Origin of the sequence: Ramlibacter sp. AN1015 (assembly GCF_037726105.1) — a bacterium.
GTDB lineage: Bacteria > Pseudomonadota > Gammaproteobacteria > Burkholderiales > Burkholderiaceae_C > Ramlibacter.
Genome location: NZ_JBBJUM010000003.1, coordinates 463730 through 477390, shown reverse-complemented (window position 1 = coordinate 477390; position 13661 = coordinate 463730). Strand labels below are relative to the sequence as shown.

General features: G+C 65.6%; 12 protein-coding genes. 4 read left to right on the top strand and 8 right to left on the bottom strand.

Annotated elements, in window-relative coordinates:
• Positions 1–66 precede the first annotated feature (66 nt).
• Positions 67–348: a DUF4389 domain-containing protein gene (locus WG922_RS07460; RefSeq protein ID WP_340281762.1), complete on the top strand. Its 282-nt coding sequence runs from the start codon at positions 67–69 to the stop codon at positions 346–348.
• Positions 349–403: 55 nt separating this feature from the next.
• On the opposite strand, the gene WG922_RS07455 is transcribed toward WG922_RS07460, so the two are convergent.
• From WG922_RS07455 to WG922_RS07440, 4 genes are all read right to left on the bottom strand, one after another.
• Positions 404–1252, bottom strand: coding sequence for a DUF6544 family protein (locus WG922_RS07455; protein ID WP_340281761.1), 849 nt, complete (start codon positions 1250–1252; stop codon positions 404–406).
• A 172-nt stretch (positions 1253–1424) separates the two neighbouring features.
• Positions 1425–3839 carry a phosphoenolpyruvate synthase gene (gene ppsA, locus WG922_RS07450; protein WP_340281760.1) on the bottom strand — a complete coding sequence of 805 codons (2415 nt, stop codon included), beginning with the start codon at positions 3837–3839 and terminating at the stop codon, positions 1425–1427.
• Positions 3840–3964: 125 nt separating this feature from the next.
• On the bottom strand, positions 3965–4333 hold the full coding sequence (locus tag WG922_RS07445; protein WP_340281759.1) for an ATP-binding protein: 369 nt from the start codon (positions 4331–4333) through the stop codon (positions 3965–3967).
• Positions 4334–4479: 146 nt separating this feature from the next.
• Positions 4480–4905 carry an Hsp20/alpha crystallin family protein gene (locus WG922_RS07440; protein ID WP_340281758.1) on the bottom strand — a complete coding sequence of 142 codons (426 nt, stop codon included), beginning with the start codon at positions 4903–4905 and terminating at the stop codon, positions 4480–4482.
• Positions 4906–5221: 316 nt separating this feature from the next.
• Here WG922_RS07440 and WG922_RS07435 point away from each other — a divergent pair, with 316 nt between their 5' ends.
• Positions 5222–5545 (top strand): HAD family hydrolase, encoded by a 324-nt coding sequence (locus tag WG922_RS07435; protein ID WP_340281757.1) that lies wholly within the window; start codon positions 5222–5224, stop codon positions 5543–5545.
• A gap of 300 nt (positions 5546–5845) precedes the next feature.
• Here the strand turns inward: WG922_RS07435 and WG922_RS07430 are convergent, their stop codons facing one another.
• Positions 5846–7111 carry a phospholipase D-like domain-containing protein gene (locus WG922_RS07430; protein WP_340281756.1) on the bottom strand — a complete coding sequence of 422 codons (1266 nt, stop codon included), beginning with the start codon at positions 7109–7111 and terminating at the stop codon, positions 5846–5848.
• A gap of 208 nt (positions 7112–7319) precedes the next feature.
• On the opposite strand from WG922_RS07430, the gene WG922_RS07425 reads away from it, so the two are divergent.
• The gene (locus WG922_RS07425) at positions 7320–8165 is read left to right on the top strand and encodes a universal stress protein (protein WP_340281755.1); all 846 of its coding nucleotides are present in this window, start codon (positions 7320–7322) and stop codon (positions 8163–8165) included.
• 61 nt (positions 8166–8226) lie between these two features.
• Here the strand turns inward: WG922_RS07425 and WG922_RS07420 are convergent, their stop codons facing one another.
• Positions 8227–9777 (bottom strand): bifunctional aminoglycoside phosphotransferase/ATP-binding protein, encoded by a 1551-nt coding sequence (locus tag WG922_RS07420; RefSeq protein WP_340281754.1) that lies wholly within the window; start codon positions 9775–9777, stop codon positions 8227–8229.
• Between WG922_RS07420 and WG922_RS21965 the strand changes: the two genes are divergently transcribed.
• Complete coding sequence (locus WG922_RS21965; protein ID WP_445322800.1) at positions 9705–9977, top strand: MBL fold metallo-hydrolase RNA specificity domain-containing protein; 273 nt, start codon at positions 9705–9707, stop codon at positions 9975–9977. The genes WG922_RS07420 and WG922_RS21965 overlap by 73 nt on opposite strands.
• Positions 9978–10095: 118 nt before the next feature.
• Here WG922_RS21965 and WG922_RS07410 read toward each other — a convergent pair whose 3' ends face one another.
• Together WG922_RS07410 and WG922_RS07405 are read right to left on the bottom strand one after the other, a co-directional pair.
• A complete protein-coding gene (locus tag WG922_RS07410) occupies positions 10096–11295 on the bottom strand; it encodes an efflux RND transporter periplasmic adaptor subunit (RefSeq protein WP_340281753.1) in 1200 nt (399 codons plus the stop codon).
• Positions 11292–13661 carry an ABC transporter permease gene (locus WG922_RS07405; RefSeq protein ID WP_340281751.1) on the bottom strand — a complete coding sequence of 790 codons (2370 nt, stop codon included), beginning with the start codon at positions 13659–13661 and terminating at the stop codon, positions 11292–11294. Before WG922_RS07405 ends, WG922_RS07410 begins: the two co-directional genes overlap by 4 nt.

Here is a 13661-nt window from a genome sequence, read left to right as displayed (position 1 = left end):
CCTAGGTGCATCATGGCTGACTGGCGGTGTGCCGCCCAGCTTGAACCAAACCGCAGGACGTGGTGAATGAAAATCCCCATCGGCTCCGCCGACGCCCCGCCGCGCAAACTCTGGGTGCGCGCGCTGCTCATGGCGCTTTTCTCGGCGGCGTTCCAGCTGTCCGCCTGGCTGCTGCTCTGCACGGCAATCATCCAGTTGGTGTTCACGTTGGCCACCGGTGATGCGAACACCCGCCTGCGCGAATTCGGCGGCAGCATAGGCCGCTATCTTTCGCAGATCGCCGATTTCGTCGCGTTCCGCACCGAGGAGTTGCCTTTCCCATTCACCGACTGGCCTTCGCAGCCGTGAGGGCGTCACCCACCAGTCGCCGCTGGTGCCTTGATCGCCGCGCCAACGATCACCCTCACAGCACCCGAATGTCCCGCACCCGCGCCCGGTAAAACGGAAAGTAGTCGTCTGTTCCGAAGAAGTTTCCGCCGTCCACGCGAAACGGAAGCCGGTATCCGCCTACCTGGCGGAAGTCGGACAGCTCGCCGCCGAAGGGCTGCACCCTGAACTCCTTCTGCGGGTTGGCATCGGTCCACCGGGGAATCCTGACCCACAACGGCTGGCCCTGCGCGTTCACCCGGATGTCCACCTCCTGGACCATGCCTCGATGCGTAACGGTGGCCCGAGCCGTGTCCGCGTCCAACTCCCGCCACTGAACGTTGGCCTGGGGCAGCACGGACGCGGGCGACCAGATCGCCGCCTCGGCAACGACCCGGCCGAACGACGCACGCGAGTGATCTGGGCTATCGCCGGCCCGCACAATGGGCACGAGGCCGAACAGCCAGAAGCGCGTCCACGAACGGCCCTGCACCATGCCGTCCGAGCCCGACATGCGCAGCCATCCCGAACCGGCCTGCACGCGCCACACCAGCCCATGTGGAGACACCAGCAGTTGGCGGGCACGCATGGGCTGGTACTTCGGATCCTCCTTCGTGCCGAGGGAGAGCTCGCCCTCCATCGTGATCTCCACGGCCGCTGACAGCTGCGTGCCGGGCTGTATGGCGTAGGCGAAGAACCGTTGCGCCGGTTCGGGCAGCCCGGCCACCATGGATGGATGGAAGCGCTCGGAGGGCGCGGCAGCAGCTCCAAGCAACTGGTCCCAGGCGAGGTCGGCCTGCCGCTCGTCGGCTGTCCGGCGTGAGCCCTGCAGCGCCGCCGCCGTCGCCGCACCGACGGTGACCGCAAGAGTGGCAAGCTTCAACATGGAAGTGAAACGGACAGGCGGCATGACACGCAATCAAGTTCCCGTGCAGTTCAAGCGCGCATCGCCCTTCTCCTCGCGGACGACAGCGGTTTTCATCATGGTCGTGCTAAGTGCTCCTGAAGCTTCTTGATGAAATTCGCGCCGCCCATCGCGCCATCGACCACCTCCGCTACTACACGACGGTGGCTTGTGGCAAACCCGCCGACTCCACCTGCGCGACGCGCCTTACCGTCGCCACGAAGCTGTCTGGGTTCAGCGAGATGGAGTCGATGCCTTCCTCGACCAGGAAGGCCGCGAACTCGGGGTAATTGCTCGGTGCCTGCCCGCAGATGCCGATCTTGATGCCAGCCGCGTGCGCTTTGACGATGGCTTCGTGAACGGCTCGTTTGACCGCTTCGCTGCGCTCGTCAAACAAGGGTGCGAGATCGCCCGAGTCGCGATCGACGCCCAGAATGAGCTGGGTCAGGTCGTTGCTGCCGATCGAGAAGCCGTCGAAGCGCCGCGCGAACTCCTCCGCCAAGATCACGTTCGAAGGGATCTCGCACATCATGTACACCTGCAAGCCGCCTTGTCCCCGGGCCAGCCCGTTGTCGGCCATCGCGGCCAGCACGCGGTCGGCCTCGTCGGGTGTCCGGCAGAACGGGACCATCACGATCACGTTGTCTAGCCCGATCTCCTCGCGCACCTTGCGCAGGGCGCGGCACTCCAGGGCAAACCCTTCGCGATAGCGGTCGTCGTAGTAGCGCGAGGCACCGCGCCAGCCCAGCATGGGGTTCTCTTCGTGCGGCTCGAAACCTGCGCCCGCGACCAGGTGTGCGTACTCGTTGGTCTTGAAGTCGCTGAGGCGAACGATCACCGGATGCGGGTAGAAGGGCGCCGTGATCTTGGCAATGCCCTGCGCCAGCATATCGACGAAGTAGTCCGCCGGGCTGGCATAGCGCCGCGTCAGCTCGCGGATCTCGCGCTGGGCCTCGCGGTCCTCGACGCGTTCGGGGTGCACCAGCGCCATGGGGTGCACCTTGATGAGGTTGCTGATGATGAACTCCATGCGCGCCAGGCCGATGCCGCGCGCAGGCAAGCGCCACCACTGGAAGGCCGCGGCGGGGCTGGCAATGTTCACCATCATCTGCGTGCGCGTGGACGGCAACTTGTCCAGCGCCACATCCTCGACCTCGAACGCCAGTCGCCCGGCGTAGGCGTGGCCCACGTCGCCATCGGCGCACGACAGCGTGATTTCCTGGCCCTCCTGCAGCACGTCGGTGCCAGTGCGTGTGCCGACGATGGCGGGCACGCCCAGCTCGCGGCTCACGATGGCGGCATGGCTGGTGGTGCTGCCGTGGTCGGTGATGATGCCCGCGGCCTGCTTCATGATCGGCACCCAGTCGGGGTCGGTGATCTCGGTCGCGAGAATCGCGCCAGGCCGGAAGAGTGCTAGCTCGCTGGCGCTGCGGATCACGCACACCGTGCCCGTCGCAATCGCCTGGCCGATGGCCGCGCCCGTGACCAGCGGCTGCCCACCCTTGTCCTTCAGTCGGTAGACCTTCATCGCGCCCGCGTCTGCATTGGCCTGCACGGTCTCGGGCCGCGCTTGCACGATTGCCAGCTCGCCGGTCTCGCCGTCCTTGGCCCACTCCATGTCCATCGGGCGGCCGTAGTGCCGCTCGATCACCACAGCCCAGCGGGCCAGCTGCAGGATCTCGTCGTCGGAAAGCACGAAGCTTTCGCGCTCGCGGCGGGTGGTGTCGATGTTGCGCGTGCGGCCGCTGCCGCCAGCGGCATACACCATCTTGCGTTCCTTCTCGCCCAGGCTCTTCTCCAGGATGGGGCGCAGGCGGGGCTTGTCCAGCAGCGGCTTGAACACGAGGTACTTGTCGGGGTTGACTGCTCCTTGCACCACGTTCTCGCCCAAGCCCCAGGCGGCGCTGATCACTACCGCGCCGGGGAAGCCGGTCTCCGTATCGATTGAGAACATCACGCCCGCGCCGGCCAGGTCGGCCCGAACCATGCGTTGCACGCCGATCGACAGCGCCACCTGCAAGTGGTCGAAGCCGCGTGTCTCACGGTAGCTGATGGCGCGGTCGGTGAACAGAGATGCGTAGCAGCGGCGGCAAGCGTCCATCAGAGCACGCTCGCCGCGCACGTTCAGGAAGGTCTCCTGCTGGCCGGCGAAGCTGGCCTCTGGCAGGTCTTCGGCCGTGGCGCTGGAGCGCACTGCGACTGCGACTTCGTCCAGCCCGCTCCGCCGCGACAGCTCGCGCCAAGCACCGCGGATCGCTTCGGCAATGTCCGACGGGAACTCGCCCTCGAGGAACAGCCGTCGGATCGCCTCGCCGGTTTCGTGCAGCGAGGCCTTTCCGCTGGCCTGCGCCTGCAGCCGTGCCTGCATGCGCTCGGCAATACCGTTACGCGCCACGTACTCGCGAAAGGCGTCCGCGGTGGTGGCGAAGCCGTCCGGCACCCGCACGCCCTCGCGCTTGAGGCTGCGGATCATCTCCCCGAGCGAGGCATTCTTGCCGCCGACGCGCGCGACGTCCCCGCGCCCGAGCGCCTCGAACCATTCCACGTAGCGCGTTTGCTGCTGTGCCATCGATCAATCTCCAGGTTTCGATGTGGGCGGATGCGCGGATTCGCATTCGACCGCGCCAGTGTTGGCCGGTCCGATAGCTGCGGCACTTGACCGAGATCAACGAGCGGGGTCGGACCATCGTCGGCTCACCGATGAACGTCTTGACGAGGCGGCGATAGGCGACGGCAGAGCGAGCCGGTCGAGCCCGGCCCGAACCGAGAACTCTGCCGCTGCTGCAGGTACTTTTCTGTGTCGATGGCCAGCCGGGGAGCAGGGCCCGCGCTGAATCTGGCGTTGGCGGGCCGGGCCGGTTTGAGGCCGGGTGGGTTAGCGGCGCCGTGCGGTACAACGCTGGCAAGCGAGGCTGCTTCACGCAGCGTCCCCGTCGCCGTCTTTTCGCATCCCGCTCGGTCGACTCTTGGAATCGTGAAGTAGAAGCAGCTTCCCTCGCCCCGCGTGCTCTCGACCCAGATGCGACCGCCGTGCGCCTCGACCAGGCTCTTGGCAATCGCCAAAACGGGCTGCGGCGGTGCAAGCGACCGGACCCGGGCTAGGTCACCGGCTGGTCGCCAACAACTCCGTGTTGGCGGACATCAGCCAGAGCCAGAGGTCCAGCCGCCGTGAGTGCAGTGGGTAAGGCCTGCACCAGCCATTCACGCGCTCATTGAACGTCTATCTGGCGCGTATCCGAGCGCGCCTTCTTCGGCAGGTCGAGAGTCAAGACACCGTCCGAATACTTGGCATGCACGCCGGCAGGATCCACGTCCTGACCCAGCGAAAAGCTGCGGGCGATGGTGCCGTAGTACCGCTCGCTGCGTAGCACCTTCTCGCCTTCGCGAGTTTCCTTCTCGCTGCGCGCCTCGGCTTCGATCTGTACGAGATTTCCGTCTACACGAACGCTGATGTCCTCCTTTTTCACGCCCGGAATGTCGGCCTTGACCTTGTAGGCCTTGGCGTCTTCGGTGACATCGAGGCGCATCTTCAGGTGTGGCTGATCGGAGTCGAAGAGTGAGACCGGAAAGAACCGACGAAAAGCGTGTTCGAAGTTGTCCCCGAAGGTCGGATCCAGTAGGCGAAGGTTGCTCATGCTGATTTCCTCGAAAGTGGTGGAAGGGTGTGCGCCAAGCTGCGCCGGATTACTTTAGGAACCACGGTCAAAGGCTCTTTGATCCTGCTCAAGACTTGCCTGATTGCACTTCCGAATTCGTGCTCGAGCTCCGGCGCCGTGGGTGCTCGTCCTGGAGAACCGAAACAAGAGGGGCGGCCGCTTGCGCGTAATCAAAGTCCATCCGGCCCCTGGTTCCTACGATGCCCCGCGCATCGCTGCAAGAAGTCTCGTCAGGAGCTGAGGTCCGGTGACCCGCGGCGGCCACCCCTTTCCACATTCTGCAGTTGACTACCGAATGAAGCTCAAGGCCATCGCCCTTGACTACGACGGCACGATCGCCGAGCACGGCCATCTGGTTCCGGCGGTGCGGCACTCCATCGTGCGCGCTCGCGAGCGTGGCTTGGCCGTGATCATTGTCACTGGTCGAATCCACCGGCATCGCACCAAGTACTTGGACGTACCTGTCGCGCCTCAGCATGCCTTCGTTTTCTCGCAAAAAAGCGGCGAGATCGGTGGAAGAGGGCAGGCACCTTGCGCGACTTCGTCCAGTTGCTGGAGCGATGCCCCTCACCCGGTTGTGATGCACACGTGTGGCGCGGTGACTTCTCTCGCTGGGTGATGGATGTCTTCGGGGATCGGGCACTCGCCAGGGACCTGCGCCACCTGGAGGAGAACTACCGACTCGGCCGCATCAGCGACGTCAATGGCGCAATTACCGCGGCAGTGCGGACGCGCTATGAAATCGCTCCTTAGCCAAGTGGCTGGCGATCTGCGGATCTCTTGCGAAGGATCAATTCAGGCTCTCCGGCTATCACTAGATTGGCCCGACCGGCATCACCATGTCGGCGACTGAATTGCTGTGGGACGCGGCCGTCAACGCCGCCCATGTTGGCGTTGCCGTCAATGAGCAGGTCGTCATCTACAGCAGCAGGTGAAACAGGTAAAAAGCATTGTCCTGCGCCTTGTGCCAGATCCCGCGACGACGCCACGCCTCCAGTTGGATCTCGTCTGCCCTTCCCACGTAGTGATCGAAGATGTCATCGAGCCGTGTGGCCAGTGAGCGATCGAGAATGCCCAGGGTCAGCTCGTCGTTGGTTTCGAACGAACGGTCGTCAAAGTTGCTCGATCCGATGGCGCTCCAGGTGCCGTCCACCGTCATCACCTTCTGGTGCAGCAGGGTGTGGGGGTACTCGAAGATACGCACTCCGCACCGCAGCAGCTTCTCGAAATTGCGGTGCGCGGCGTGCTGCACCTTGGGATTGTCGGATCCACTGGTGGCTGGAACCAGTACCTGTACATCCACCCCGCGTGCTACCGCCTCGCCGAATGCGTCGATTGCCGCCGGCTGCGGGATGAAGTAGGGGTTCTGGATCCGGATGCGCTCGCGCGCCAGGCCGATCACCGTGTGGTGCAGGATCTTCACGGCCGAGGCGGATCCCTCCGGCTTGAGGTACGCCGGATGAACGCTGACATCACCTGCTGGCTCCAGGTGCGGAAACACATCCGCTCCGCTGAATACCTCGCTGGTCTCGCCCACCCAGTTCTCGCTGAAGACGCCCTGCAGCACATTGACTACCGGCCCCCGCACCGCGACGCTGAGGTCCGCGTGATGAACATGGTCCTCGGCATTGCCGAGCCACTGATCGACAATGCAGTGGCCGCCCACCAGTGCCTCGCGGCCATCGATTACCACGAGCTTCCGGTGATCCCGGTTGTTGAGGAACCCAATGTTGCGCAGCGCGGTATCGTGGAAGAACGCAACCCGGCAGCCGGCCCTTTCCATGATCGACCGGTTTCCCTCTCCAATGAACCGGCATCCGTTCGCATCGAGCAGCACACGTACCGCGCAGCCTCGCCGCGCGGCCTCGGCGAGGGCGGTTGCCAGCCGCCTGCCGATATCGCCGTCTTTCCACAGAAACGTTTCGACGTGTACCGACCGCCGCGCCGAATGGATGCGCTCGAGCAGGACGTTGAAATAGCGGCCGTTCTCCAGCAACTCCACGTCATTGCCTGCTACGAGTGGCCCCAGGGCGACGCCGGCAAGCGACGGCAGGAGCTGCTCGATGCCCTCCGGGCTCGTCATGCTCAAGCTCACGTCGTGCTGCCGCCGAATAGACCACAGCACGGCTACCAGCAAGACGAGCAGCCCAAGCAGCAGAACCAGCACCAATCCGATTACCAGCATCTGCTCGTTGTTTCTTGTGGGGCCATCGCCTGCGCAATCAGGCCATGGCGAAACCCGAAGTTACATGGGCGAGGCCACCAGGCGATGCGCACTTGATCCGGATCATGCAGCAGATCTGACAGCCTCGTAGATTGCGTGTGAGGAACCCATCTGGCAAGTGCCCCTTCGCTCGGGGTCCGGCCGAATCCTGCTGTTTGAACGATGGCCCATGGCTATTCTGGAGAGCGCGATGCTTGATATCCGATCCATCCTCGTACATCTCGATGATCCGCAATCTGCTGTGCCGCGACTTCAGTTGGCGCACCGCCTCGCGCTCGCCCATGACGCGTCGGTGACCGTTGTCTACGCGGCCGTGCCGTCCCTGACCTTCGCCCCCTTCCCCGAAGAGGGTGGAGCGCTGGTCGTGAACGCGCTGATGGACATCGACGAACAGCGGCGTCGCGATACCCGCGAAGCGTTTGAAAAGACAGCCGCGGCGACCGGTCTTCGCGCGCAATGGACCGAACTCGAAGGTGCGGCGGGCATTGCAAACCTTCTGGGGTTGCGGGCCATGTATGCGGACCTGTTGGTCCTCGGCCAGCATCAAACCACGTCTGCGGGGGGCGCGCCGGGGGACTTCGCGGAGATGGTGCTTGCGCGATCGGGGCGATCGGCCGTGCTCGTTCCCTTTGCCATCGATCCGCCCGCGTCTCTTCGGCGTGTGGCGATCGCGTGGAAGGAGACGCCAGAAGCCGCGCGTGCGTTGGCAGCGGCTCTCCCCATTCTGCGCAGGGCATCGGAGGTTCATGTCCTGAGCTGGGGCGGCGAGCCGACGCAGTGGCGCCCAAGGCTTCAGCACTACCTGGGTAGCCATGGCGTCGATCCGATATGGCACGACGGTGGTCCAGAGCCCAAGTACATCGGTGAAATCATCCTTTCTACTGTTGCGGACCTTTCGTGTGACATGCTCGTCATGGGCTGCTACGGCCACAGCCGCGCGCGCGAGTGGCTGCTGGGCGGCGCTACGCGGACGCTTCTTTCATCAATGACCCTGCCTGTACTGATGGCGCACTGAGCGGCAGCGCCCATCAGGATCGCTATCAGCAGTCCAGTCACCGGATTGACCGCCAGGCCCATCAGAAAGGCTCGGCCAATACCAGCGCCTGCTCCTGCGGGGAGAGCTCCTCGAGCGCCAGCTGCAGCTTATCGAGCACCGTCGCGTCTGCTTCGGACGCGTCACCGCGGCGCGTGGCCAGCCTCTGCCGGAGCACTGTCGGATCCGCCGTGCAGGCCACGATCCCGAACGGAACGCCCATTCGCCGCGCGAGCGCGTGCGCCCTGTCACGCTCCTCGCGCCGGAGGAAGGCGCCGTCTATGACAGTCGGCCAGCCGGCGGCAAGGGCGATGGCAGCCAATTCCAAGACGCGCCCGTAGGTCCGGGTGCTGGCTTCGTGGGTGTAGATGTCGAGGCCGCGGTGCGCTGATCGCTCCGAGGGTTGCAGGCCGAACATGCGCTTGCGTTCGACGTCGGTGCGCAGCCGGACAGCGCCCCAGGATTGCAGCAGGTGTTGGGACGCGAAGGTCTTTCCGGAACCGGGCAGGCCGTGTGTGATGGCCAGTCGCGCTCGTGCCGGTCGCGCAAGGGTCAGGGCCAGTGCCGCATAGTTATGCGCGGCAGCCTGCCCACCGCGCAGCGCCAGCACCTGCGCCCGCACGAGCGCGCGGTAGACCAGTCCATGTCGCAGCAGCGGTAGGCCCGCATGCTCACCGGTCTCATCGAGCCAGAGGTTGAAGAAGCGCCAGCCCAAATCGGCCCGGCTGCGTGCCGCGAAGTCCATCAACGTGAAGCAGGCGTCGTCGATGACGTCGATGAAGCGCAGCGTCGGGTCGAACTCGATGCAGTCGAACGCGGCCACCGCCCCATCCAGGCTTACGACGTTGTCCAGGTGCAGATCTCCATGGCCTTCGCGGACATGCCCCGACACGAAGCGCTCTTGGCGGGTTGCGTGCAGTGCAGCATTGCTCGCCTCAAGCCAGTTCCGCAGAAAGCGCGCATCGCCCGGAGGCATCAGCCTGCGTGCACCGTCCCAGGCGGCGAGTGCGCGGCTACCAACACCCGCGGCCTCGAACGGCCCAGTCCAGGCGGGGGCCCGACGATGCAGGTTCGCAATCTTCACAGCCAGTTCATCGACAGCATCTGTACTGAGCACGTTGCGCATGAGCTGCTCGCTGAAGAGAGCTCCCGACGCGAAGCGGCGCATGCGCACGGCGTAGTCGAGCACCGGTCCCTGCCCATCGATTTCGGGCGCATCGGGTGGTCCGGTCACCGCACTCACGCCGAGGTACAGCTTCGGGGCGAGCCGCTCATTCAGTCGAACCTCCTCCTCGCACCAGTGGCGCCGTAGCGCGAGCGTCGAATAGTCCAGGAACGGAAGCCGCAGCGGCTTCTTCAATTTGTAGGCCGTATTGCCGGTCAGCAGCACCCAGGAGATATGGGTTTCAACCCGCTGCGCCTGCAGCCTGGTGGCCAGGTGCCGTACCCAGGCGGGGTCCTGGTCAGCCGGCGGAGCGTGGGTGTGCGCCATGTCGTCGATGGTCGGCGTCGCTGCGGTGTGTGCTTTGCGCTGCATCAAGCGCCTGGCTTGACCGTGCCAGCAAGCGCCCTCGGCCGTATCCTGGAACGCCATGGACCTCACCTTTTTCGGTGCAACATGCGGCGGAGATCGAAGCATGGCTTCGGCAGATGTCGGCCAAACCCCAGCGAACTTTCGTGACGCACGGTGAGCCTGCTGCCGCCGATGCGCTGAGGCAGCGTTTGCAGGAGCATCTGGGTTGGTCCGCGGTGGTGCCGGAAATGGGGCAGCGCTACACCCTCACTGCTTCCTGATTGCCTGGTGTGGGTCGCCGCGAGTGGAACGCGCGTTGACCCGCCCCATGCACAGCGACGCGTGCGCCCGGCGTAAGCCAATCCCGCTCAGTTCGAGCAACTGGCTCGCGGCACACCCTCATTGCCGTCTGATCTGCACTCGTTGTCCATCAGAAACCGTCGGCGGCGGATAGACGATCAGGGCCTGCCCTGGTTCCAGGCCACTGCGGATCCACGCCTCATTGGCGTTCCGGCCCGCGACCTCCACCGGCTGCAGCCGGGCACGGCCGTTCGAGATCTGGTAGACGGCCATGCCGCCGTCCGCGAAGGGAAAGAGGGCGCCAACCGGGGCCAGCACCGCGTGCGGGACGTCCTGGATGACGATCCGGGCCGTGACACGGAAGCCATCTCCCATAAGTTCCCAGCCCGCGGGTTGCTGATCGAGGTCGATCAGTACCTTGACCCGCTGCTCCTCGATGCCCAGCGCAGAAACTTTGGTGAAGGCAGCGGGCTCGACGCGCCGAACGCGCCCCTGCACCGGTGGTCCGCCCCAGCGTTCGATGATCGCGCGATGCCCCAGCCCGGCCTTGACCGCATCGGTGGTCAGCAGTTCGGCCACCACCTCCATGCGAGCGGGATCGCCGATCTCCAGCAGCGCAGTCCCCGCCGGCAGCGTTGCCTCGCTGGGTTGCGTGACCTTCAGGACTACGCCGTCGATTGGCGCGTGCACCGGCATCGGCTGCGCCGAACCCTTGTCCAGGCCCAACGGCTGCAGCACGGCCGCGGCTAGCGCCTGCTCCTGGATAGCCATCTCGCGCTCGGCTCGTGCGGCGTCCTGCGCCCGGTGCGCGTTCGCAAGATGTAGTCGGACAATGTCCAGGCGAGCCGCCGACAGAAAGCCTTCACGGGTAAGCAGTTCGGAGCGCTCCAGTTCGATGCGGGCTTCCTCGACCGTAATGCCGGCGCGCTCCAGCGCCGCGTTAGCCCGCTGCACGCCCGCTCGAGCCGCTGCCACCCGAGCGGCCGCTTCGCGGGCGCTGCGCTCATCGACCATGGACGGCATGGCCGGCAGCAGCACGGCCACGGGGTCACCCGCCGATACCCTGTCGCCCTCACGCAGCACGATGCGTGTCAGGCGCGCCGCCACTGGTGCCGAGACGGTGTAGCGGTCCTTGAGACGTGTGCGGCCATCCTCCTCGATGCTTTCCTCGAAGCGGCCGGTCGTCACTGTGGCGGTCTCCACCGCCACTGGGCGTGGCACGAAAGCCCATGTGAGCAGTGCCAGAGTCGCGGCGCCAGCACTGCCCCAACCCAGGATCGAGCGCTTGTTCATCTTCATTCCCTCGTCTTGAGTGCAGCAACCATGTCGAGCCGGTCGATGCGGCGCCGGACCACCAGTGCGCTCGCCACGCCCGCGGCGACCACGCAGAGCCCCGCCCAGGCGTAGGTGCGCGGACGAATCACCACCGGAAACATGAATTGGTCGGTTTGCATAAGCCCGACTACGGCATGGGTCAGTCCCCAGCCGAGGAACATGCCCAAGGGCAACGCCAATGCGATGCCTATGGCCAACTCGCCCAGAAGCAGAGCCGAGACCTCCCCGCGGCTGAAGCCCAGCACCCGCAGGCTGGCCAGTTCCCACGTGCGCTCCGCCAAGGCAATGCGCGCGTTGTTGTAGACCACGCCCACCGCGATTACGGCGGCGAACGCGGTAAGGATCGAGCTCATGATCAGCACGTTGCGTGCGCTGACCTCCTGCATGTTGCGCAGCATGGTGGCCTTGCTGAAGGCTCCAGCGACCTTCGGCAGGTCCTGCGTCGCGTTTAGCACCGGCGTGGCAGCGCTCGGCCCGGTTCGAAGACTGAAGAAGTTGGCGAGATCGCCATCGCCCAACGCCCTGTTAAGGTTGCCGCGCTCGATGAAGGCGTTCAGTCCCATCATGTCGCGAACGGTGCGTTCAACCCTCAGTTGCAGCACCTCGCGCCGCCCTTCACGCAGTTCCACCGTCACCATTTCGCCGGGTTCCAGGCCCAGCTTATGGGCCAGGCGATCGGTCATCAGCACGCCGTGGGTTCCTGGCAGCCGCGCCACCTGTTCCACGTCCACGACGCGTTGCAGGCTTGGGCGGCCGGGGTACGCGTCCAGCAAACCCTTTTCGCTGCGCGGGCCATGGATGAAGCGCACGTTCAGCCGCCGTCCGGCTTCGACCTCCAGCACGCCCGGTAGGCGTGAGAGCTCGCGGGCGGCGGCACCGGCGTCCACCGCCTCGGTTGTCCAGACGACGATGTCGCTGCGCATGCCGATGTTGAACTGCGTGTCCACGATGGTGTCCATGGCGTCACGCAGGAAGTTGCCCATGATCACGATCGCCACGGCGACGGCCATCCCGCCGATGGTGACCGCCGCGCGCAGGGGGCGGCGCTCCAGGTTGCGTACGATCATGCGCAGGCTGGGCGGCAGGCGAAGCCAAGGCACACGCTCGAGCAGCGCGCGCCGGTAGCGGCCGGGGGAGGGTGGTCGCATGGCCTCGGCCGGGGAAAGGCGGACGGTGGCAGCAACCGCGGTGAGGGTGCCCAGCACCGCGGTCATGCAGACCAGGCCCAGCGCCGCCAGCGCCAACCCTACAGGCATGCGGTAGTGGAAGCGCGGAAAGCGAAAGAATTCGGCATAGAGGGCTGTCAGGCCTGCCCCCATCAGATGGCCAAGCGCCAAGCCGAGCAAATAGCCTCCCAGCACCATGGGCGCCACCAGCTTCAGGTAGTGCAGCGCGATGGAGCTGTCGCGATACCCCAGCGCCTTCAGGGCAGCGACCTGCTCGCGCTGCGTCGCCACCAGTCTCGCGGTGACCACGTGCAGCAGGAAGCCGGCCACGCCAAGCAAGATGACTGGCAGCACGGTTCCCAGCACACGCTGCGAGCGGATTTCGTCAGCCAGCATGGCATGCGATCCCTGTTCAGCGCGGCCATGTGCGGGCGCGCCTCCAACGACGGCCAGGCGCCGCGCCAGGTGGTCGAGCACCTTGGGCTCGGAAGCCCCTGGCCCGAGCTTGAGGGCCACGTGGTTGAAGGCGCCGACCATGTCGGTGGCCGCAGCCAGCTCGTCGTGGTCGATCCAGAAAACACCGAACGCCCGTAAGTCGGGCATGCCCATGAGGCCGCCGAAGATGTACTCGGGCGACAGCGCGGTGCCGGTGATGCGCAAGTTGCGGCGCTTGCCGTTGATGAGGGCGGAGACCGTCGCGCCCGGGCGCAGGTGGTGAGCTTCGGCGAAGCTCTCCGTCACGACGGCTTCAATTTCGCCACCGGCACCGCGGCCGCCTTCCGGCCAGCGGCCCGAACGAAGCCGCACGCGATTGAGCCGCTGCGGCTGGCGCGCGTCCAGCCCGATCAACTGGCCGATCACCGGATCCGCGCTGCCGGGCACCGTCACGCGTGCCGCGCTCTCAACCGTCGTCTGCACATCCGCCACGCCGGGGATCTCCAATAGCCGCGAGGTCATGCTCAGTGGTGCGCGCTTGACGCTGGCAAACACGTCGGCGAAACGACCACTGGCATAGAAATCATCTCGTGCCCCCGCCAGCGAACCGACCGCCGAGAGCGTAGCCAGGAATCCGCCGATGCCGCTGGCCACCACCAGCGCTATGGTGAGCGCCTGGCTCCAGAGCAGATGCAGGTCCCGCAGCACCTTGCGGTCGAGCGCTTTCAT